Origin of the sequence: Sphingomonas sp. QA11 (assembly GCF_028473665.1) — a bacterium.
In the GTDB taxonomy this organism is placed as follows: Bacteria; Pseudomonadota; Alphaproteobacteria; order Sphingomonadales; family Sphingomonadaceae; genus Sphingomonas; species Sphingomonas phytovorans.
On sequence record NZ_CP098774.1, the window covers coordinates 4,683,573 to 4,705,190 of the forward strand.

Here is a 21,618-nt window from a genome sequence, read left to right on the forward strand (position 1 = left end):
TATGCGCCGGGGCGACCTCATGCCGCCCCGGCGGGTCAGCCGTTGCCGATGTGCAAGTCAAGCTGATATATAACAGCGATCACGGCACCCTGCCCGGCGCGCGCGATGATCGATCGGGCGCACCCGTGGCTAAAAATGAAGCGTAGTGGCCTCGAAGGCAGTCCCTGCGCTTCTGCGGGAGATCCGGCACGATGCCGCGACGCGCCGAAATCAGCCCGCGTCGCCTGACAGGGATGCTGCATTCGCGCGAGGCTTCTTCCGCCCGGCATTTCCGTTGCGGATGGCGACAGGACGATGGCGAGGCTAATCAGGCCAGCGCGTCGTCACACCCGCATTGGCATCAATACGTATAGCGCCGACGATTTGTCGTTCTCGCGAATCAGGGTCGGGGCGGCAGCGTCGGCGAGGTGGACCTCGATCGTGTCGCCTTCTAGCTGGCCAAGGATGTCGAGCAGGTAACGGCTGTTGAAACCGATCTCGAACGGCATCGCGGCATAATCGCCCGGGACTTCTTCGGCGGCGGTGCCGTTTTCGGGGCTCGTCACCGACAGGATGATCTTGTCGCGGTCGAGGCCCATCTTCACAGCCCGCGTCTTCTCGGTCGCGATGGTCGAGACACGGTCGACACCTTCCTCGAAGCTGCGCGGGTCGATCTTCAGGATCTTGTCGTTGCCGGTCGGGATCACGCGGCTGTAATCCGGGAAGGTCCCGTCGATCAGCTTCGACGTCAGCAGCGCCTGGCCCAGGTCGAACCGTATCTTGGTGGGCGACAGCGACACGCCGACCGAGCCGTCGATCTCGTCGAGCAGCTTGCGCAGTTCAGCCACGCATTTCCGCGGGATGATCACGTCGGGCATGCCCTCGGCGCCGTCGGGGCGCGGCATCGTCACGCGGGCGAGGCGATGGCCGTCGGTCGCGGCTGCCTTTAGAACAGGCTGGGGATCGTCCGACACGTGCCAGAAGATGCCGTTGAGATAATAGCGCGTCTCTTCGGTCGAGATGGCGAAGCGCGTCTTGTCGATGATCTGCTTCAGCGTCTCCGCCGGCAGCTCGAAGCTGACCGGCAGCTCGCCCTCGGCGATCACCGGGAAATCATCGCGCGGCAGGGTGCCGAGCTGGAACTTGGCGCGGCCCGCCATGATCGTCATCTTGCCATCGGCGGCGGCAAGGCTGACCTGGCTTCCCTCGGGCAGCTTGCGCGCGATGTCGAACAGGGTGTGGGCTGAAACGGTGGTCGCGCCGGGCTGGTCGACGGCGGCCGAGACAGTCTCGTTGATCTGGAGGTCCAGGTCGGTCGCCATCAGCTTCAGCCCGCCATCGGCGGTCGCCTCGATCAGCACGTTGGACAGGATCGGGATCGTGTTCCGGCGCTCGACCACCGACTGGACGTGGCTGAGGCCCTTCAACAGCGTTGCGCGTTCGATCGTCGCCTTCATCTCGTTCCCCCGGGCCGCCGCCCATTTCTTTCCCTCCGAGCATGCGCACCGGGGGCAATTCGCCGTCTCCTTTCCTTAACGATAAAAGGGGCCGGGGCAAGCGCCCCGACCCCTTGTTTTACGCCTGTTAACAGACGATTCGGCTCAGAAGCGGTAGCCGATGCCGCCCAGCACCTGATTGCGGTTGGCGTTGATGTCGTAATTGCCGGCTTCGCCATAATGCGAGTAGCGGTATTCCGCCTTCACATAGGCCTTGGGCGTAACATTATATTCGATGCCGCCGCCGACACGGTAGCCGTCGAGGTTGGTGTGGTCCTCGATCCGCGCGGTACCGACGGCATAGTCGGTGTTGACCCGGGCGTTGGTGTAGCCGGCCTTGGCGTAGATCAGCGCGCGGGGCGAGACGGCATAGCCGATGCGGCCACCGACATAGAAATCGCGGCCTGCGCTGACGCGGAGGCGGTCGCCGGCGGTCAGCACATTGGCTGCGCGGATCTTGGTGGTGGAGCCGGTGACCTCGCCCTCGACGCCGAGCACGACGCCGCCGACCTGCGCGTCATAGCCGAGCGCGCCGCCATAGGTGAAACCGTCCTTGCCGGTCGAATTGGAATCGCCGTCGCTGACATGATCATAGCCGCCCAGGGCTTCGACCCGAACGCCGGTGAAGGGTGCCTGGTCCTGCGCGAAGGCGGGGGCGGCGAGACCGAAGCCGAGAGCAGCAGTGGCGGCGGTGATAACAAGCTTACGCATAACGATGACTCCGTTGAACATTCCCGACAGTGTTGGGCCGGGAAGCGGGAAATAGGCGTGCGCGCTCGAAGTTGCATGAACCTCAGATAAACAAGGAAAAGCGTTGCTTTTACGCCACACGGGCTTGAAACCGGGACAGGCAATTCCAAGGCGTGGGCCCCCGGTCGGCTGGACATCATCGCTTGCCGTCTAGAAACATTGTCGAACGCGTTGCGCTCATTGCCGGGCATCCATTGGACCTTGGTCGACGCGGAAAAACGTTGCTTTTGCGCCGCCCGGGGGCGAAGGCCCGAGGGAATTTCAAGGGCAGGGTGGGGTGTCGTATGAGGCTGGGTCGGGACTTCATCGCGCGCCATGGCGAGACGGTGTTCAACGCCGCGCACCGGCTTCAGGGCGATCATCCGCATACGCCGCTGACCCGCGCCGGATTCATGCAGGCCGAGGAAATGGGCCGCGCGCTGCGCGCTGCCCTCGGCGCGAAGCCGGCCTTGACGATGTGGGCTTCGCCGACCGGCAGGGCGCTGCAGACCCTCGCGGTGATCGCCGAACATCTCGAGCTTGACTGGCATCAGGCGAAAACCGACGCGCGGCTGGTCGAGATCGGCATGGGCAGCTGGGGCGGGCGCTATTACGCCGATGTCATCGCAGAGGTCGGGCCGGTGTTCGATCCGGTCCATGCGATGCTCACGCCGGCGCCGGATGGCGAGATCTATCCCGAGATCGCTGCGCGTGTCTCCGGCTGGCTCGCCGACACGGATCAGGATCCCGGCGACCGGCTGGTGATCATGCATGGTATCTCCAGCCGCGTGCTGCGCGGCGTGATGACCGGGGCTGCCCCGATCCCGGCGATTGGTGCGCCTGCCGCGCCGGGCCTGACTCAAGGCTCGGTGGTGATGATCGAGCGCGGCGTCGAGACGGTCGTGCATGTCGGCACAGGTTATTCCCCGGCATGAAACGGGCGCTGCCCCTGCTGGTGCCGGCATCGTTGCTGGCGGCAGCGCCTGTGGCGGCGCGCGATTCGCTCGGCGTCTTCGATAGCTGGGGGGCGTTCAGCGACGCCTCGCCCCGCCGGTGCTTCGCTATCGCCGAACCGGTCAGGCCGGGCAGGGCCGCTGGCTGGCGGCCCTTTGCCAGTATCGCCACCTGGCCCGGCCAGGCAGCGCGCAACCAGCTTCACATCCGCCTCAGCCGGGAGCGTGACCCGCGCGCTCGTGTGACCCTGTCGGTCGGGGAGCGCCGCTTCGAGCTGGTCGCGGGCAATGCCGATGCCTGGGCGCCCGACACGCGCACCGACGCGGCGGTGGTCGCGGCGATCCGGTCGGGCCGGAGCATGAGCGTCGAGACATTGGGCAAAGGCGGTCAGCCCTTCGCCGACGTCTATCCCCTGCGCGGCGCGGCGACCGCGATCGACGCTGCGACGCTGGGCTGCGCGCGAAGATAGTCGGTCAGTCCCCCTGCCAGATAGTCGAAGGTCGTCTTGATCCGGGCGACGCCGCGCATGTCCTCATGCATCACGACCCAGGTATCGAGATCGATGTTGAAGGTGTCCGGCAGCAGGCGGACCAGCGCCGGGTCGCGTGCGGCGAGCGGAACCTGGCAGATGCCGATGCCGATCCCGGCCCTGATCGCGGCGACCTGGGCGAGGTCGCTGTCGGTGCGGAAGATGAAGTCGGCGAAGCTGATGGCATAACGGGTCTGAAGGGCGCGCAGCACGGCATTGTCATGCTCCACGCCGATGATGCCGAGTGCCAGGACTTCCTCGAATGTCTTCGGTGTGCCGTGCGCCGCCAGATAATCGGCGCGCGCGTGCAGGCCGAGCGGCACCGCGCCGATCCGCCGGGCGACCAGCGCGTTCTGGGTCGGCCGGACCATGCGAATCGCGATATCGGCCTCCCGCCGCAACATGTCCTCGTTGCGATTGCTCGGGGAGAGTTCGATCACCAGCGCGGGGTGCAGGCGGCGCAGTGCCGCCAGCATCGGTGGCAGCACCTCAACCGCCACCACCTCGCTGGCGGAGATGCGCACTGTGCCGGCGATTTCCCGGGCGCCCGCCGATCCGGCGCGGACAAAGGCGTCGGCGGCCATCGCCATCGCCTCGGCATGGTCGCGCAGCGCGAGTGCCGCCTCGGTCGCGTTCAGTCCCCCCGACGAGCGCGTGAACAGGGGGGTGCCGAGCGACGCCTCGAGTTCCTCGATCCGCCGCCGCACGGTCGGCTGCGCGACCGACAGCGCGCGCGCCGCTGCCGACAGGCTGCCCTCGCGCAGCACGGCGAGGAAGGCGCGTTGTCGTTCCCAGTCGATGCTCATCAAAAATGTATAGGCGGACTATGCATGCCTGGCAATTTCAACTCAGGCCACATCGCCGCATAGTCTCGCCATCAATCGATGGAGGCGACCCATGACGAACGGAAAAATTGCCCTGGTGCTCGGTGCGACTGGCGGAGTTGGCGGCGAAACGGCTCGCGCGCTGATCGCCCATGGATGGCAGGTCCGCGGCCTGACCCGCACACCCCGTAGCGACGATGGCCGCCCCGGTGACGGCATCGACTGGATCGTCGGCGACGCGCTCGATGGCGAGGCGGTCCTGCGCGCGGCGCAGGGTGCCTCGGCGATCGTCCACGCGGTCAACCCGCCCGGCTATCGCGATTGGGAAAAACTGGTGATGCCGATGCTCGACAACAGCATCGCTGCCGCGGAAAGCGTCGGGGCGCGGCTGGCGCTGCCGGGCACTATCTACAATTACGATCCCCGCTCGGTTCATGTCGCCGCCGAGGATGCGCCGCAGCGGCCCAACACGAAAAAAGGGGCATGGCGGGTCGAGATGGAACGCGCGATCGAGGCTGCGTGCGATCGCGGCATGCGCGCCCTGATCCTGCGCGCCGGCGATTTCTTCGGTCCCCGGCCGGGCAATAGCTGGCTGTCGCAGGGCATGATCACGCCGGGCAAGCCGGTGAAACGAATCATGTATCCTGGCGCGCGGGGCGTCGGCCATGCCTGGGCCTATCTTCCCGACGTCGCTGAGACCTTCGCGCTCCTGCTCGATCGCGATAACGCCCTGCCCGCCTTCGCCCGCTATCATTTTCAGGGAATCTGGGACGCCGATGGCAGCGTCATGGCTGATGCGATCCGCACCGCCACGGGCAATCCCGGCATCAGGGTCGGCGGCTTTCCCTGGGTGCTGCTGCCGCTGATCGCGCCGTTCAACGCGACGATGCGGGAGATGATCGAGATGCGGCCTTTCTGGCAGAATCCCCTCGCGCTGGACAACCGCGCCCTGGTCGAAATACTGGGCGAGGAACCGCATACGCCGCTGGTCCGGGCGATGGCGACGACGCTCGACGCCCTTGGTTGCGGGGGCGCAGTAGAAAAAGGCGGGGAAATCGCCTATGTGCGGGGTCATGCTTGATACCCCGACGCATTCAATGCCCATTCCCGGGCACATCGATCCCGTGCCCGTTCCGCGTGCGCCGACGCTTCGCGAGGATGGCAAGGTCGATCTGATCGGCCTGCCCCGGGAAGCGATTCGTGCCGCGCTCGAAGAGGCGGGCATGGAACCGAAACAGGCCAAGCTGCGCGCCAAGCAGCTCTGGCACTGGATGTACAATCGCGGCGCGACCGATTTCACCGCGATGACCGACATCTCCAAGGCGCAGCATCCGTGGTTCGCCGAACGTTTCGTCATCGGCCGGCCCGACGTGGTCGAGGCGCAGGTCTCTACCGACGGCACGCGCAAATGGCTGCTGCGCTCGCCCGACGGGCAGGATTACGAGATGGTGTTCATCCCCGATGCCGATCGTGGGACCTTGTGCGTATCGAGCCAGGTCGGCTGCACGCTCAATTGCCGCTTCTGCCACACCGGCACGATGCGCCTGGTGCGTAACCTGACCGCGGGCGAGATCGTCGGCCAGGTGATGCTCGCGCGCGACGGCCTTGGCGAATGGCCGAGCCAGCCCGAGGGCCGAATGCTCACCAACATCGTGATGATGGGCATGGGCGAGCCGCTCTATAATTTCGATGCGGTGCGCGATGCGCTCAAGCTGGTGATGGACGGCGACGGCCTTGCCTTGTCGAAGCGCCGTATCACGCTCTCGACCTCGGGCGTGGTGCCGATGATGGCGCGCGCCGGGGCGGAGATCGGGGTGAATCTCGCTGTCTCGCTCCATGCCGTCACCAAGGACGTCCGTGACGAGATCGTGCCGATCAACCGCAAATACGGCATTCCGGAACTGCTCCAGGCGTGCGCCGACTATCCGGGTGCCAACAATGCGCGGCGCATCACCTTCGAATATGTCATGCTGCGCGACAAGAACGACAGCGACGAGGACGCGCATGAGCTGGTCAGGCTGATCCGGCATTACCGCTTGCCCGCCAAGGTGAACCTGATTCCGTTCAACCCCTGGCCCGGCGCGCCGTATGAATGCTCGACGCCGGAGCGGATCCGCAGCTTCTCCAGCATCATCTTCGAAGCCGGCATCTCGGCCCCGGTGCGCACCCCGCGCGGTCGCGACATCGATGCGGCCTGCGGCCAGCTCAAGACCGCGTCGGAGAAGAAGAGCCGCGCCGAGCTCGATCGCCAGGCCGAGGAAAAGCTGGCGGCGCTTGGCTGATCTCGCCGGGCTGGCGCTGGCGGCCGGTGCTGGGCTGCTTGCCGGTGCGATGAATGCGCTCGCCGGGGGCGGCACCTTCGCCACGATGCCGACCCTGATCGCGCTTGGCCTGCCGAGCCCGTCGCCAACGCGACCAGCAACGTCGCGCTCCAGCCTGGCCTGGGTGCCAGTGCCCGGGCTTATCGCAACGATCTGGCGCCGCTGGCGGGTTTCGCCATGCCGCTGCTCGTGATCCGCCTCTGGACCCTGCTGGTGACGGCCGGCACGGCGGCGGTGTTCTTCTGGCGCGCTTATGGCCAGGCGTCCTGATTCACTATCGGGGCGGATCGTGGCAGCGAGGGGGCGGTCGGGGCCTACTGGGGCCCTGCCGGCTCTTTCACATGACCGTATCGTCTCGGGCGATTCTTTCCGGTTGCAGCCGAAAGATCGTCCCGTTTTTCCGCTGTTTCGGCCCGGTTTTCCGCTGTTATCGGGTAACAGGGAAAAATCCGTTCAAGTATTTGATAATACGTATGTAATTTGGCCGAAAATTCCATCATAACAGCGGAAGAAAAAAAGATATCGCGATATCCGGCTCGTTGTTGGATGCCATCATGATATGCAGGGCCATGAGTGAGGCAATCGCCGCCGTTCAGGATGCCGCGCCGACGCCGACGCCGTCGGCGCGGGTGATCTATCGTCACCGGCTTGCGACCCGGCTGTGGCACTGGGTCAATGCCGTGACGCTCTTCATCCTGCTCGGCAGCGGGTTGATGATCTTCAACGCGCACCCGCACCTCTATTGGGGCGTGTACGGCGCCAATTACGATCATGCCTGGCTCACCCTGCCGCAATGGCCGGGCTGGCTGACCATCCCGGCCAGCTACAATCTCGCGCTGGCGCGGCGCTGGCATCTGCTGTTCGCGCTGGTGCTCGGTTTCGGCCTGCTGTTCTTCATGATCGCGAGCCTTATCAACCGGCATTTCCAGCGCGATCTGCGCGTGCGCGCGGCCGAGCTGAAGCCGCGCCATCTGCTCCACGACCTGCGCGAGCATATCGCGCTGCGCTTCCACGATCCGGAGAACCCGGGCGCGTTCAACATCTTCCAGAAACTGTCCTATGTGCTGGTGATCTTCGTCCTGATCCCTTTGATGATCCTGACCGGGCTCACCATGTCGCCGGGCATGAACGCGGCGTGGCCCTGGCTGCTCGACCTGTTCGGCGGACGGCAATCGGCGCGGTCGATCCATTTCATCGTCGCGGCCGCGCTGACCGGCTTCGTCATCGTCCATCTCGCGCTCGTCATCATCGCTGGGGCCTGGAACGAGGTACGATCGATGGTCACCGGGCGCTGGACCGTGCCGGAAGATGCTGAATGAGAGGGCGGCCATGAACCGGATCCTCACCAGGCGCGCGCTGATCACGACAGCGGCGGTCGGTGGCGCTGGCCTGCTCGCCGGGTGCGATCGGGTGGCCAATGATCCCGCCTTCCGGAAGATCCTGTTCTCGGGCGAGAAGATGAACCTGGGGCTGCAACGCGCCCTGTCGAACCGGAACGCGCTCGCCCCGGAATTCCGCCCGGACCAGATGTCGCCTCGGTTCCGCACCAACGGCACGAACAATCCCAACACGCCTGATTATAATGCGATGCTGGCTGAACGCTTCGCCCATTGGCGGCTCCAGGTTGGCGGGCTTGTCGCCCGTCCACTCAGCCTCTCGCTCGCGCAGATCAGGTCGATCCCGGCGCGGACCCAGATCACCCGGCACGATTGCGTCGAGGGGTGGAGCGCGATCGGCAAATGGCACGGGCCGATGCTCGGCACAGTCCTGAAGGCGGCGGGGATCAGGCCCGACGCGCGCTATGTCGTGTTCACTTGCGCCGACCTGTTTCGCGGTCACAATTATTATGAATCGATCGACGTGATCGATGCGTTCCACCCCCAGACGATCCTCGCCTGGGCGATGAACGATGCGGTGCTCGGCGTCGGGCACGGCGCGCCGCTCCGCCTGCGGGTCGAACGCCAGCTCGGCTACAAGCACGCCAAATATGTCATGCGGATCGACGCGGTCGCCTCGCTCGCGGGGATCGGCAAGGGCAAGGGTGGCTATTGGGAGGATAATGTAGATTACGATTGGTATGCCGGCATCTGATTGTTAGGTGGGCGGAATATGGCTCTGATCGATCGATTCCTCGCCGCCCGCGTCAAGCGGGGTCAGCTCACAGTCCATCACGCCAACGGCGCCGTCCGCGTATTCGGCACGCCCGATCCCGATCCCGATTTTCCGAACGTCGTGATCCGTTTCACTGACAATGGCGCCGCGAACTTCATCGTCCGCAATCCGAGCCTGGGCGCGGGGGAGGCCTATATGCAGGGCCGGATGACCGTCGATGGCGAGGATGTCATGGGCCTTGTCCGGCTAATGACCGCGAACGACCTGTGGGAAGGCGGGGGCGGCGCTCTCCACCCCAGTCGGGCCAGGCGCGCGGTGGCGGCGATCACGCACCGGATCAACCGCGTCAACATGGCGCGCCGCTCGAAGAGGAATGTCGCGCATCATTATGACCTGAGCGACCGGCTCTACGATCTCTTCCTCGACGCGGATCGTCAGTATAGCTGCGCCTATTTCACTGATCCGTCGAACAGCCTTGAGCAGGCGCAGGACGACAAGAAGGCGCATATCGCCGCGAAGCTCGCGCTGAAGCCGGGCATGAGGGTGCTTGACATCGGCTGCGGCTGGGGTGGCATGGCGCTCTATCTGCACCGGAAGACCGGGGCCGAGGTGCTCGGCGTCACGCTGTCGGAGGAGCAGTTGAAGGTCGCCCGCCGCCGCGCCGAGGAGGCGGGCGTCGCGGACAAGGTAAGGTTCGAACTGATCGACTATCGCCATGTCACGGGCAGTTTCGACCGGATCGTCTCGGTCGGCATGTTCGAGCATGTCGGTCCGGCGCACTACCGCACCTTCTTCAGGCAATGCCGCAACCTGCTCGCCGAAGACGGGGTGATGCTGCTCCACACCATCGGGCGCGCCGGCGCGCCCGGCGTCACCGACGACTGGACCGCGAAGTACATCTTCCCGGGCGGCTACAACCCGGCGCTCTCGGAGATCGTCAGGGCGAACGAGGGACTCCGCTTCTTCCTCACTGATGTCGAGGTGCTGCGCCTGCATTATTCCTACACGCTCGACCATTGGTACGACCGCACCGTTGCCGCGCGCGCGGCGATCGTGGCGCTGTATGACGAGCCCTTCTACCGGATGTGGCAATTCTATCTGGCCGGCGCGTCCTGCGCCTTCCGCTATGGCGGCATGGTCAACTACCAGCTTCAATATGCGAAGAACCGCCACGCCCTGCCGATCACCCGCGACTATATGATCGAGGGGGAACTGGCGCTGCGGACGTCCTGAGTTGCCGAGTTGCGACGGCGTCGGGCTGGCGTGGCGCCGCGCCGCCGCCGATCCGGGCCCGTGATCTCGGCCCCTCTCACCCGTCGCGCGATCTTTGCCCAGGCCTGGCCGATCATGCTCGGCCAGACGACGGTGCCGCTGGTCGGGCTGGTCGATACCGCGGTGATCGGGCGGACCGGGGATGCCACCGCACTTGCCGGGGTCGCGCTCGGCACCGTCGTGATCAACATGATCTTCTGGACCTTCGGGTTCCTGCGCATGGGCATGACCGGGATGACCGCCCAGGCCGAAGGGGCGGGCGACGCGCGCGAGGTCGAGGCGATGCTGCTGCGCGGTGTCGTGGCCGGGGTGGGGTTGGGCGTCGTGCTCTTCGCGCTCCAGATCGTGCTGATTCCGCTCGCACTGGAGACGATGGCGGGCGGGGGCGCGCTCGACGACGCGGCGCGCGGCTATGTCAGCGCGCGCTTCCTGGGGGCACCGGCCAGCCTCGCGATCTTCGCGATCAACGGATGGCTGTTCGGCCGGGGGCGCACGCGCGCGGCGCTGGCGCTGCAGATCGTCATGAACCTCGTCAACATCGCGCTGAACCTGCTGTTCGTCTGGCATTTCCACATGGGCGCGCGGGGCGTCGGCCTTGGCACCGCCTGTGCCGAATGGATCTCGCTCGCGGTCGGGCTGGCGATTGCCGGGCGCGGGGTCGACTGGGGCCGCATCCTCTCGCCCGCATTGTTCGGCGGTGGCGCGCTCAGGCGGCTGTTCGCGGTCAATGCCGACATCATGATCCGCACGATCGCGCTCCTGTCGCTGTTCCTCTGGTTCACCAATGCCGGCGCCCGCCTGGGCGCGACGGCGCTCGCGGCCAATTACGTGTTGATGCAGTTTGTCAGCGTTTCCGCCTTCGTACTCGACGGCTTCGCCTTCACCGCCGAATCCCGCGTCGGCCAGGCTATTGGCGCGGGATCGCGATCCGCGATGGTCCGGGCGATCCGGCTGACGGGAGAGTTCTCGCTGCTGGCCGGGATCGGTTTCGCCCTGCTGTTCTTCGTGCTCGGCCCAGCGCTGATCGCGTTCTTCGCGAGCAACCCCGCCGTGCGCGCGCAGGCAGGGGCGATGCTGCCCTTCGCCGCGATCATCCCGGCGATCGGCGTGCCCGCCTGGCTGCTCGACGGCATCTTCATCGGCGCGACGCGGGGCAGGGCGCTGCGCAACGCCGCGATTCTGGCGACCGCGCTTTATATCGCGACCGACCTGCTGTTCCGGCCCTTCGGGGAGAGCGGGATCTGGTGGGCGTTCATGGCGAGCTATCTCTATCGCGCGGTGTCACTGGGTGCCTATCTGCCCGGGCTGCTTCGGACCATCGAGGTTGCGGAACCCGCCAACGGACCCTAGAGCGCGGGCCGATTCCCCGTACCTTCCCGGAGCCTGCTTCATGACCGACAAGATCAACCGCGTCGTCCTCGCCTATTCGGGCGGACTCGACACCAGCGTGATCCTGAAGTGGCTCCAGCAGACCTATCAATGCGAGGTGGTGACCTTCACCGCGGATCTCGGCCAGGGCGAGGAGCTTGAGCCGGCGCGGCGCAAGGCCGAGGCCGCCGGCGTGAAGCCCGAGCATATCTTCATCGACGACCTGCGCGAGGAGTTCGTCGGCAACTATGTCTTCCCGATGATGCGCGCCAACGCCATGTACGAGGGGCTGTACCTGCTCGGCACCTCGATCGCCCGGCCGCTGATCGCCAAGCGCCAGATCGAGATCGCGAAGCTGGTGAATGCCGATGCGGTCAGCCATGGCGCGACCGGCAAGGGCAACGACCAGGTCCGCTTCGAGCTCGGCTATTACGCGCTCGCGCCCGATATCAAGGTGATCGCGCCATGGCGCGAATGGGATCTGACCAGCCGCACCCGCCTGATCGAGTTCGCCGAACAGCACCAGATCCAGGTGGCGAAGGACAAGCGCGGCGAAGCGCCCTTCTCGACCGACGCGAACATCCTGCACACCTCGTCGGAGGGAAAGGTGCTTGAGGATCCGTGGGAAGAAGTGCCCGACTATGTCTATTCGCGCACCGTCAATCCCGAGGACGCACCCGACCAGCCCGAGTTCATCACGATCGATTTCGAGCGTGGCGACGGCGTCGCGGTCAATGGCGAGGCAATGAGCCCGGCGACGCTGCTGGCCAAGCTCAACGATCTCGGCCGCAAGCATGGCATCGGCCGGCTTGACCTGGTCGAGAACCGCTTCGTCGGCATGAAGTCCCGCGGCATGTACGAGACGCCGGGCGGTACCATCTACTATCTGGCGCACCGTGGCATCGAGCAGCTCACGCTCGATCGCGGCGCAGCGCACCTCAAGGACGAGCTGGCGCCGCGTTATGCCGAGCTTGTCTATAACGGCTTCTGGTTCTCGCCGGAGCGTGAGATGCTCCAGGCGGCGATCGACCATAGCCAGGAGAAGGTGGCGGGCACCGTCCGCCTGAAGCTCTACAAGGGGGGCGTCTATGTGGTCGGCCGCAAGTCGCCCAATACGCTCTATTCGGAGAAGGTCGTGACCTTCGAGGACGATCAGGGCGCCTATGACCAGCGCGACGCGGCTGGCTTCATCAAGCTCAACGCCCTTCGCCTGCGTCTGCTCGGGCGCCGCGACCGGGATTGAGGCCGGCCGCGGGTAGTAACTGCCGTTACGAACCCGTTCCTGCCCTAACCCGGCCTTAACCCGGCTCCGCTACGCCCCTGTCATGGGGACGGCGATCGAACGGCGGCTGGTCTATGGTGACGCGCTGGTGGCAATGCTGCTGGCAGTGCTGCTTGCCGCCGCCTGGGCGTTTCGCGACTGGCACCAGCTTTCGGCGCTCCGCCTGCCCGACACCGATGATGTCATGCGGCTCCAGCAGATTCGCGACTGGCTGGCGGGGCAGCGATTCAACGATCTTTCGCAGCACCGGCTGGGCGAGGCGCCCGGCCTGGCGATGCACTGGTCGCGGCTGCCCGATCTGGTGCCGGCGGCGATCATCGCGCTGCTGACCCCGCTGGTCGGAACTCACCAGGCGGAACTGGTCGCCGTCATCACCTGGCCGACGGCGCTGTTTGCCGCGGCGCTGTTCCTGGTCGGACGCATCGCCCGATCGATCGGTGGGCCGGGCGTCGCGCGCACCGCCATCGTCGTCGCTGCGATCGCTTATCCGGCGACGACCATCTTCCTGCCCGGTCGAATCGACCATCACGGCCTCCAGATCGTGCTGTTGCTGCTCGTGGCGCGCACCCTCACCAGCCCCCCGACGCTCGGCCACGGCCTTACCGCCGGCCTGGCCGCCGCGGCGAGCGTGGTGATCGGCATGGAGACGACCCCCCTGCTGGCAGCGGCCGGCCTCGCCATGGCGGGCGAATGGCTGTTCGCGAAGCACGCCGCCGATGACCGGATGATGGGCTTCGGCATCGCGCTCGCCGCCGGGTTGCTCGGCGCGTCGATCATCTTCAAGACAAGCCAATGGGGCTATCCGGGTTGCGACGGCTTCACCGCGACCGCCTGGCGCGGCACGGTCATCGCTGCCTTCGGGCCGATGATGATGGCGCTGGCGGCGCGCGACTTCACCAGGCCGGCGATGCGCCTGATGCTCGCGATACTGGTCGCGGGCGTGATTGGCGGCGGGGTCATCGCGGTCGCCCCGCAATGCCTGGAGCCCTATGCCATGGTCGATCCGATGCTGGCGCGGCTGTGGCTGGGCAAGGTCGGAGAAGCGCAGCCGCTGTTCACGGCGCCGGTCAGCGTGGCGATCGGCTATGCCGGGGTGATGGTCGCCGGCATCCTCGCGACGGCCTGGCGGTTATATGTGACGCGCGACTATCGCTGGGTCGCGCTGCTCATCGTGCAGGTCGCGGCGTTCGGCCTCACCTGCTTCCAGCTGCGCGGCGCCTATGCCGGGGCGATCCTCGCCGCGCCGGCGCTTGCGGCGGTGATCGCCGCCGCCCGCCGCCGGGGCAGCCTGTGGCTCACCGGTGCCTGGATCGCGTCGGCAGGCATGCTCTATCCACTCGCCGCCGATGCACTGACGCCGCGCCAGACGGTGCGTACCAGCGATCCCGTTGAAGGGAGCTGCACCTCGCCCGAGGCGCTTGCGACGCTTGCCGCGCTGCCGCCGGGGAGATTGCTCGCGCCCCTCGATCTCGGCGCCTTTGCGCTGGCGGCGACCCGGCTCGATGTGGTCGGCGCGCCCTATCACCGTAACAATGCAGGCAACCTCGCCGTCTATCGCTTCTTCCTCGGCGCCCCCGAGGATTCGGCGACGATCGCGCGGGACTGGAAGGTCGGTTACGTCGCGCTCTGCCAGGATAGCTTCACTGAACTGGGCGACAATTCGGCAGGCGATATCCAACTCGTGAACCAGCTCCATCGCGGCCAGGTACCGGCCTGGCTCAGTCCCGTGGCGGCTGCTCCTGCCGGGCTCGCCTTGTATCGCGTCGAACCCGGCTTGTTTACGCAGGCCCCATCGCGGTAAAGCCCTCCCATGCCGGGGGATATCGAAAAACTGCATTGGTGGCAGACGCGCTGGTTCGTGGCGCTGGCCGCGTTCGTCGCGATCATTCCGCTGCTTCGTCCGGAAATCCCGCCACTGGTCGACCTGCCGGGGCATCTCGGGCGCTACCGGGTTCAGCTCGACATCGGCAATGCGCCGTGGCTCGCCGAATGGTATAATTTCAGCTGGCAGCTGATCGGCAATCTCGGGATCGACATCCTCGTCATCCCGCTCGCCAAGATCTTCGGGCTCGAGCTCGCGGTGAAGCTGATCGTCATGACCATTCCGGCGATGACGGTGACGGGCCTGTTGTGGATCGCGCGCGAGGTGCACGGCCGGATTCCAGCCACCGCCCTGTTCGCCCTGCCGATCGCCTATAGCTATCCCTTTCATTTCGGCTTCATCAACTTCGCGCTGTCGATGGCGATCGCCTTCAACGCTTTCGCCCTGTGGCTGCGGCTCGCGCGGCTCGGCAGGTTCAGGCTGCGCGCGATCGTGTTCGTGCCGCTCTCCTGCGCGCTCTGGCTCTGCCATACCTTTGGCTGGGGTGTGCTCGGCGTGCTCGCTTTCTCGGCCGAGATGGTCCGTCAGCACGATGCCGGCCATCGCTGGTTCAACGCTTGGGTGCGCGCCGGGCTTGGCTGCGTGCCGCTTGCCCTGCCGATGGTGCTGATGGTGATGTGGCGCAGCGGCCATCATGTCGGCGGAGAGACCGGCGACTGGTTCAACTGGCGCGCCAAGGCCATGTGGCTGACCATGGTCCTGAAGGATCGCTGGCAGCTCTTCGATATCGCCTCGGCGGCGATATTGTACCTGATCCTGTTCAGGGGTTTTCGCGATCCGACGATCGAATATTCGCGCAACCTGGGCCTGTCGGCGCTGTTCCTGCTTGCCGTGTTCATCCTGCTGCCGCGGATCGTGTTCGGATCCGCCTATGCCGACATGCGCCTCGCGCCGTTCGTGATCGGCATCGCCCTAATCGCGCTGCGGCCGCGTCCGGGCGTTCCGATCCGGCACGCGGCGGTGGTCGCCGTGCTTGGCCTCGCCTTCTTCCTCGTCAGGATCGGCGCCACGACGGTGAGTTTCTGGATGTACGACCAGTCCTACGAGCGCGAGTTGAAGGCGCTCGATCACGTCCCGGTCGGCGCCAAGGTCGTCAGCTTCGTCGGCGCTGAATGCCGGCCGTCCTGGTTCATGACCCGGCTCGAGCATCTGCCGGCGATCGGGCTGGTGCGCAGGCTCGCCTATACCAACGATCAATGGTCGATGGCGGGCGCGCAGTTGCTGACGACGCGCTATGCGCCCGCGCGGCGCTTCGCGCACGACGCATCGCAGATCGTTACCGAGCAATATTGCCGTGGCGAATGGTGGCGCACCATTTCGCTCTCGCTGGCGCGCTTCCCGCGCGATGCGTTCGATTATGTGTGGCTGATCAAGCCGCCGCCCTATGATCCGAAATACAATGCCGGGCTGGTGGAGATCTGGCGCGACGGTTCAAGCGCGCTGTTCCGCGTCGACCACAATGTCACGCCCCCGACCGTGCCGTTGTTCCCCGAGGAGATCAGGGCGATCGAGCTTCGGGCGCGGCGCCTCAGGGCGCTCGGTCTCGACGAAACGGGGTCGTCTCTCCCAGCCACTCCCGATCCGACGTCACCGCCTGCCGCTCCTGCTCAAGGAACTGGGCGACCGCCCTCCTGAAGCCGGGGTCGGGGATGTAATGCGCCGACCAGGTTGGTTCCGGTACATAGCCGCGCGCCAGCTTGTGCTCGCCCTGCGCGCCGGCCTCGACCGTCCTGAGCCCGCGCGCGATCGCTGCGTCGATCGCCTGATAATAGCAGAGCTCGAAATGGAGGAAGGGCACTTCCTCGGTGCAGCCCCAATAACGCCCGTAAAGCGTATCGGCACCGATCAGGTTGAGCGCGCCGGCGATCGGCCGGCCATCCCGCTCCGCCAGGATCAGCAGGACCTTGTCCGCCATGCGCTCGCCCAGCAGCGAGAAGAAGGCACGGGTCAGGTAGGGGCGGCCCCATTTGCGCGCGCCGGTGTCCTGGTAGAAGATCCAGAAGGCATCCCAATCGGCCTCGGTGATCTCCCTGCCGGTCGCGTGGCGGATGGTCAGCCCCTCGATCGCGCCGGCCCGCTCCTTGCGGATCGCCTTGCGCTTGCGGCTGGCCAGGTCGCCGAGAAAATCGTCGAACGCGGCATAGCCCTGATTGTGCCAGTGGAACTGGGTGCCGGCGCGGATCAGCCAGCCGGCCGCCTCGAACAGCGGCAACTGGTCGGGCGCGACGAAGGTGGCGTGGGCGGAAGAGAGATTGTGCCGGTCGGCGACCGCCTCGATCGAGGCGATAAGGGCGGGCGCCAGGCTGTCGTCGCGTAGCAACAGGCGCGGGCCCGGTGCGGGGGTGAACGGCACGGCGAGCTGGAGCTTGGGATAATAGCGTCCGCCGGCCTGTTCCCAGGCGTCGGCCCAGCCATGATCGAAGACATATTCACCCTGGCTGTGGCTCTTCCCATAAGCGGGGGCGATCGCGGCGGGGCGCCCATCGGCGCCATCGATGACGATCGGGATCGGCTGCCACCCCGTTTCAGCCACGGCGCTTTCCGAATCTTCGAGAAGAGCGAGGAAATCATGAGTGACGAAGGGGTTGCTCGTGCCCGAGCACGCATTCCAGTCCTCCGCCCTGATCGACGAGATGCCGTTGGCGATTCGGGCGGTAACGGCGGCGTTGCTCACACCGTCTAACTAGGCGCGGACTCTCCGCTTTCCAACCGCGGTGCGATCATTCCGCAGGCGAGCAGCAGCAGGAACGGGGTGACGAACTCGCGGTGGCGCTCGCCGAACTCGAACCACACCCCGAACAGCAGCAATTGCACGCCGCATGCGGCAATCAGCAGCAGCAATGTTCCGGTGCCGGGCGTGCACCGCACGCGCACCGCGACCGTGGACGCGCCAAGCAATGCGACATGGGTAAGATGGGACATGGGCAGCAGTGCCGCCGCGAACGCCGCGGGCAGGGGCGGCTGCATCGCCACCAGCCGGGTGATGCCGAACGACGCCACGCCGCAGGCACGAAGGAACTTGGTGATGGTGAGCCTGACAAAGGCGCCCGGATTGGCCTTGATCCATTCCATCGCGATCGCGCCGATACGCTTGCCATAGGCGATTTCGGGAAGGCCGCGCAGATGTTCGGGCGGTGGCATCCAGTTGCCGGTGGCGTCGGGATTATTGCCGATCCACAGGCTCGCGCCGCCCGCGCTGGTCAGCGGCACGAACACGCCGAAGATCAGCCAGTTGCGAATCCACCAGGGCAGCATCACCAGCAGCGCCACGCACAGCGCGCGCAGGCCCGCGGCCATCGTCGATAGCGCACTTGCCCGACGGATCAGGCACAATCCGAACAGCGCGGCGAGCGGCGCCAGGCCCGGCTGGGTCAGGGCGAGCAATGCCGCGGGCACGCCGATCTTGATCGCGTCGCGCCAGCCCCTGTGGTCGCGGTTCAGCCAGGCCAGCGCCAGGGCGAGGATCAGGAAGGCGCAGAGTCCTTCCTTCTGCGCGAGCGGGGCCGAGAACAGGACGGAAGGCCAGACGAGATAGAGCCACGCGGCAGCGCGTCCGGCGCCTTCATTTCCCAGGCGGCGGCCCAGCCTGACGATCAGCGAGACGGTACCGAGATCGATCGCGGTGCCGAGAAACAGGACTGAGAGAGTGGAGAAACCGGTGATCGCGCCCCACCCCGCCAGCAGGAAGGAATAGAAAGGCGGGAAGAGGGCGCGCCAATACCCACCGAAAAACGGTTCGTAGATTCCGTATTCGTCCCGGATCAGCAGGCCCTTTGCGAGCAGGAGATAGGCATTCGGGTCGCCGTTCGATCCTCGATGGACGGAGAGCAGCGCGAAGGCGAGGCGTACTGCGATGGCGACCCCCGCAAGCATCGCGAGCCGTCGGCGCGATGGTTCGGCACGCAACAGGGGTAGCCCGAGACTGGCCACCGCGACCCACAGCAGGAGGATTCCGATCGCGGCGAACGACAGGCCCCATTGGCCCAGCAGCCCGGGAAGGGAGGCAAGGCCGTAGAGACAGAGAACCGCGAGGACCGCCTGGACGCCGATGCCGGCGAACCTGCCGGGCGCCCGGGTCATTCGCCGAATGCGGTCGCGCGGTAAAGCAGCGTGATGGCGACCCGCCGGTTGCGCGGATCGGTCGGGTTGTCCTGGATCATCGGCTCGCGATCGGCGACGCCCTCGATCCGGTTGAAACGGGCTTCCGGAATACCGCCGGTGGCCAGGCGCCGCCGCGTCGCCTCGGCCCGGCCGCTGGACAGCATCCAGTTGTTCATCGCAAGCGGATCGCCATAACCCAGGCTGTCGGTATGGCCGCGGATCATGATCGGATTGGTCATGCCCTTGATCGTTTCGGCGATCAGCCCGATCAGCTTCGACGCCTCGGGGTCGAGCATGGTCGTGCCCAGGCCGAACATCGAATAATCCGCATCGTCGATCAGGTCGACGCGCAGCCCGTTCTGGGTACGGACGAAGCGAACATGCGATCCCAATTTGGACAGTTTCGGGCTCGACGACATCGCGAAGGCGACCTGACGACGGATCAGTTCGAAATTCTTGCGATCCTCGGCGTTGAGCACCGCCTTGTCCTTCAGCGTGCCTTTCTGCCCGGTGCCGACCTGGTCGCCGCCAGTCGCCTCGACCGGAATGGTCATCGACCGGGTACCGGTCTGCGAGGCCTTGTGCGGATAATTGTCCTTGTCGGTGATGGAGGAGCCGCCGAACATGCCGTTGGAGCCGGCGCTGTTCTGCTTCATCTGGACCAGAGTCGGCGCGAAATAATCGGCCAGCGCCTTGCGCTGCTTCTCGTTGGTCGCGCCCAGCAGCCACATCAGCAGGAAGAACGCCATCATCGCCGTCACGAAATCGGCATAGGCCACCTTCCAGGCGCCGCCGTGATGCCCGCCATGCCCTTCGACATAGATCTTCTTGTAGATGATCTTCGGTGGCTGGTTGCTGCCATGGGGAGCACGCGCTGCCATCCCTTATCGCCCGCGCAGGCCGTCGAACACTTCGGCGAAACCGGGCTGGTTCGAATGCGCGATGCCTGAGCGCGCGGCCTCGATGACGAGCGGCTGCGGATGGCCGTGGAGCGACGCGATGATGATCTGCTTCACGACATGATAGATGGCGGCATCGGCATCGATGACCTGCTTCAGCCGGCTGGCGAGCGGGCTGACGATGCCATAGGCAAGCAGCACGCCCATGAAAGTGCCGACCAGCGCCGAACCGATCATCGCGCCCAGGATGGCGGGCGGCTTGTCGATCGAGCCCATCGTCTTCACCACGCCGAGCACGGCGGCGACGATGCCGAGGGCGGGCAGCGCGTCGGCGAGGCTCGACAGCGTGGTATGCGGCCCTTCCACCTCGTGATGGTGGGTCTTGATCATGTTGTCCATGACGTCCTCGACCGCATGCACGTCGAGCGTGCCCGACGAGACGACGACGAGACGCAGCGTATCGGCGATCAGGTTGATCAGCGTATGATCGGCGAGCAGGCGCGGATATTCAGCGAACAGCGCGGAGGATTTCGGATCCTCGACATGCGGCTCGAGCGCGATCGGTCCCTCGGTGCGGAGCATCTTCATCAGCTTCGACACGAGGAAGATCGTGTCGAGATAATCCTGCTTCTTGTATTTGGCGCCCTTGAAGATCTTGGCGAAGCTGCCGCCCAGCGCCTTCAGCTCCTTGCCCGAATTGCCGATGATCAGCGCGCCCGCGGCGGCGCCGCCGATGATCAGCATCTCGTGCGGAATCGCTTCCATCACCGGGCCGAGCGCACCGCCGGTGATCGCGAAGCCGCCAAAGATCATGACGAGCAGGACGACGAGGCCGATCACCGGAAACATGAACTTCGCATTCCCCTTCTTGGTCGCCGCCGTCTCAAGGAACGGTCGCGATCATCCCCGGTTAACCGGATTTCGTAGCCAACCGGTTACCAAACGGCCCCGGTTCACCGCAGATAGTCGAACAACGAAAGCTGGCTCAGCTTGGTGAAGCTCGCCTGGGTCGCCGACAGGATCGTCATGGTCTTCTGCAATTCGGTGAGCGTTTCGGTGATGTTGGTATCCTCGATCGCGCCGCGCGCGGTCTCGCGATTGGCCGCCGTGTCGGTCAGCTGATCCGAAACCAGGTCGAGCCGGGCGGCGCGGGCGCCAACCGAACCGCGCACGCTGCCGATCTGGGTCAGCGCTGCGTTGATGCCGTTCGTCGCTTCGCCGGCCGCGTCCTTCACGCTGCCGCCTGCATCGAGCGCGGCGGCGAATTTGGAAAGGATCGCGAAGACGTCGCTCGTTCCGCTCGCGGTCGGGATCCCGCCGAACACGCGCGCGGCGGTATCGGAAGCAGCGATCGACTGATCGTCGCCGATCGGGATCGGCGGCGGGGTGCCCGTACCGGTGAAACTGACCGAGCCATCGGCGTTGACGGTGACCGCGCTGTCGCCGGTGGCGGCACCGAACAGCGGCTGGCCGCGCGCGTCGGTGGTGTTGGCCAGGCTGACCAGGTTGCTCAGCACGCCTTTCAGCTGAGTTGCGATCGTCGCGCGATTCGCGTCGGTCAGCGTGCCGTTGTTCGCTTGTAGAACCAGTTCGGCTGCCTGCTGCAGGCCGGTTTGGACCGAGGTCAGCGTGGTGTCGGATTGCTGGAGCAGCGACTGGGCGAGCGAGACATTGGCCTTGGTCGCCGTATCGTCGGCCTTGCCCTGCTTGAGCGTGGCGAGCCGCTGATACGCGACGACGTCGTCCGAAGGCGCCTGCAGGCGCGTTTCTGACGAGACCTGGATTTGCAGCTTGTCGGCCTTCTGGCTGAGCTTCTGCATGAGGCTCGATGACCGGTCGTAAAGCTGGGAGGTGCTGATCTGCATGATGC

At 65.9% G+C, this 21,618-nt stretch carries 20 protein-coding genes; 12 read left to right on the plus strand and 8 right to left on the minus strand.

Annotation, left to right across the window (positions count from 1 at the left end):
- Positions 1-323: 323 nt before the first annotated feature.
- Both dnaN and NDN01_RS21675 read right to left on the minus strand, forming a co-directional pair.
- Positions 324-1,436: a DNA polymerase III subunit beta gene (gene dnaN, locus NDN01_RS21670; protein ID WP_272624025.1), complete on the minus strand. Its 1,113-nt coding sequence runs from the start codon at positions 1,434-1,436 to the stop codon at positions 324-326.
- A 144-nt stretch (positions 1,437-1,580) separates the two neighbouring features.
- The gene (locus NDN01_RS21675; protein WP_272624027.1) at positions 1,581-2,186 is read right to left on the minus strand and encodes an outer membrane protein; all 606 of its coding nucleotides are present in this window, start codon (positions 2,184-2,186) and stop codon (positions 1,581-1,583) included.
- A gap of 323 nt (positions 2,187-2,509) precedes the next feature.
- Between NDN01_RS21675 and NDN01_RS21680 the strand changes: the two genes are divergently transcribed.
- Positions 2,510-3,139: a histidine phosphatase family protein gene (locus NDN01_RS21680; protein ID WP_272624029.1), complete on the plus strand. Its 630-nt coding sequence runs from the start codon at positions 2,510-2,512 to the stop codon at positions 3,137-3,139.
- Positions 3,136-3,627, plus strand: a complete 492-nt coding sequence (locus NDN01_RS21685; protein WP_272624030.1) for a hypothetical protein — start codon at positions 3,136-3,138, stop codon at positions 3,625-3,627. The genes NDN01_RS21680 and NDN01_RS21685 overlap by 4 nt, the downstream gene beginning before the upstream one ends.
- On the opposite strand, the gene NDN01_RS21690 is transcribed toward NDN01_RS21685, so the two are convergent.
- Positions 3,564-4,493: a LysR family transcriptional regulator gene (locus NDN01_RS21690; protein WP_272624032.1), complete on the minus strand. Its 930-nt coding sequence runs from the start codon at positions 4,491-4,493 to the stop codon at positions 3,564-3,566. The two genes, NDN01_RS21685 and NDN01_RS21690, sit on opposite strands and share 64 nt — an antisense overlap.
- Before the next feature lie 91 nt (positions 4,494-4,584).
- Between NDN01_RS21690 and NDN01_RS21695 the strand changes: the two genes are divergently transcribed.
- The 10 genes from NDN01_RS21695 (at position 4,585) to NDN01_RS21740 (ending at position 16,383) form a co-directional block, all read left to right on the plus strand.
- A complete protein-coding gene (locus NDN01_RS21695) occupies positions 4,585-5,592 on the plus strand; it encodes an NAD-dependent epimerase/dehydratase family protein (protein WP_272624034.1) in 1,008 nt (335 codons plus the stop codon).
- Positions 5,585-6,793: a 23S rRNA (adenine(2503)-C(2))-methyltransferase RlmN gene (gene rlmN, locus NDN01_RS21700; RefSeq protein ID WP_272624036.1), complete on the plus strand. Its 1,209-nt coding sequence runs from the start codon at positions 5,585-5,587 to the stop codon at positions 6,791-6,793. Before NDN01_RS21695 ends, rlmN begins: the two co-directional genes overlap by 8 nt.
- Entirely contained in the window at positions 6,786-7,025 is a 240-nt protein-coding gene (locus NDN01_RS21705; RefSeq protein ID WP_336298314.1) for a hypothetical protein, read from the plus strand. Before rlmN ends, NDN01_RS21705 begins: the two co-directional genes overlap by 8 nt.
- A gap of 376 nt (positions 7,026-7,401) precedes the next feature.
- Positions 7,402-8,151, plus strand: coding sequence for a cytochrome b/b6 domain-containing protein (locus tag NDN01_RS21710; protein ID WP_272624038.1), 750 nt, complete (start codon positions 7,402-7,404; stop codon positions 8,149-8,151).
- A gap of 10 nt (positions 8,152-8,161) precedes the next feature.
- Positions 8,162-8,923 (plus strand): molybdopterin-dependent oxidoreductase, encoded by a 762-nt coding sequence (locus NDN01_RS21715; RefSeq protein ID WP_272624040.1) that lies wholly within the window; start codon positions 8,162-8,164, stop codon positions 8,921-8,923.
- Positions 8,924-8,941: 18 nt separating this feature from the next.
- Positions 8,942-10,177 carry an SAM-dependent methyltransferase gene (locus NDN01_RS21720; RefSeq protein ID WP_272624041.1) on the plus strand — a complete coding sequence of 412 codons (1,236 nt, stop codon included), beginning with the start codon at positions 8,942-8,944 and terminating at the stop codon, positions 10,175-10,177.
- Positions 10,178-10,237: 60 nt separating this feature from the next.
- A complete protein-coding gene (locus tag NDN01_RS21725) occupies positions 10,238-11,566 on the plus strand; it encodes an MATE family efflux transporter (RefSeq protein WP_272624043.1) in 1,329 nt (442 codons plus the stop codon).
- 40 nt (positions 11,567-11,606) lie between these two features.
- A complete protein-coding gene (locus NDN01_RS21730) occupies positions 11,607-12,827 on the plus strand; it encodes an argininosuccinate synthase (RefSeq protein WP_272624045.1) in 1,221 nt (406 codons plus the stop codon).
- Positions 12,828-12,909: 82 nt separating this feature from the next.
- Positions 12,910-14,667, plus strand: a complete 1,758-nt coding sequence (locus tag NDN01_RS21735) for a hypothetical protein (protein ID WP_272624047.1) — start codon at positions 12,910-12,912, stop codon at positions 14,665-14,667.
- A gap of 9 nt (positions 14,668-14,676) precedes the next feature.
- Positions 14,677-16,383 carry a hypothetical protein gene (locus NDN01_RS21740; RefSeq protein WP_272624048.1) on the plus strand — a complete coding sequence of 569 codons (1,707 nt, stop codon included), beginning with the start codon at positions 14,677-14,679 and terminating at the stop codon, positions 16,381-16,383.
- Here the strand turns inward: NDN01_RS21740 and NDN01_RS21745 are convergent.
- The 5 genes from NDN01_RS21745 to flgL form a co-directional block, all read right to left on the minus strand.
- Positions 16,277-17,422 (minus strand): GNAT family N-acetyltransferase, encoded by a 1,146-nt coding sequence (locus NDN01_RS21745; RefSeq protein ID WP_272624049.1) that lies wholly within the window; start codon positions 17,420-17,422, stop codon positions 16,277-16,279. The genes NDN01_RS21740 and NDN01_RS21745 overlap by 107 nt on opposite strands.
- A gap of 5 nt (positions 17,423-17,427) precedes the next feature.
- On the minus strand, positions 17,428-18,828 hold the full coding sequence (locus NDN01_RS21750; RefSeq protein ID WP_272624051.1) for an ArnT family glycosyltransferase: 1,401 nt from the start codon (positions 18,826-18,828) through the stop codon (positions 17,428-17,430).
- A complete protein-coding gene (locus NDN01_RS21755) occupies positions 18,825-19,730 on the minus strand; it encodes a flagellar motor protein MotB (RefSeq protein ID WP_272624053.1) in 906 nt (301 codons plus the stop codon). The genes NDN01_RS21750 and NDN01_RS21755 overlap by 4 nt, the downstream gene beginning before the upstream one ends.
- Positions 19,731-19,733: 3 nt before the next feature.
- Positions 19,734-20,597 carry a flagellar motor stator protein MotA gene (gene motA, locus NDN01_RS21760; RefSeq protein ID WP_272624055.1) on the minus strand — a complete coding sequence of 288 codons (864 nt, stop codon included), beginning with the start codon at positions 20,595-20,597 and terminating at the stop codon, positions 19,734-19,736.
- Positions 20,598-20,701: 104 nt separating this feature from the next.
- Positions 20,702-21,613 carry a flagellar hook-associated protein FlgL gene (gene flgL, locus NDN01_RS21765; protein ID WP_272624056.1) on the minus strand — a complete coding sequence of 304 codons (912 nt, stop codon included), beginning with the start codon at positions 21,611-21,613 and terminating at the stop codon, positions 20,702-20,704.
- Positions 21,614-21,618: the final 5 nt, after the last annotated feature.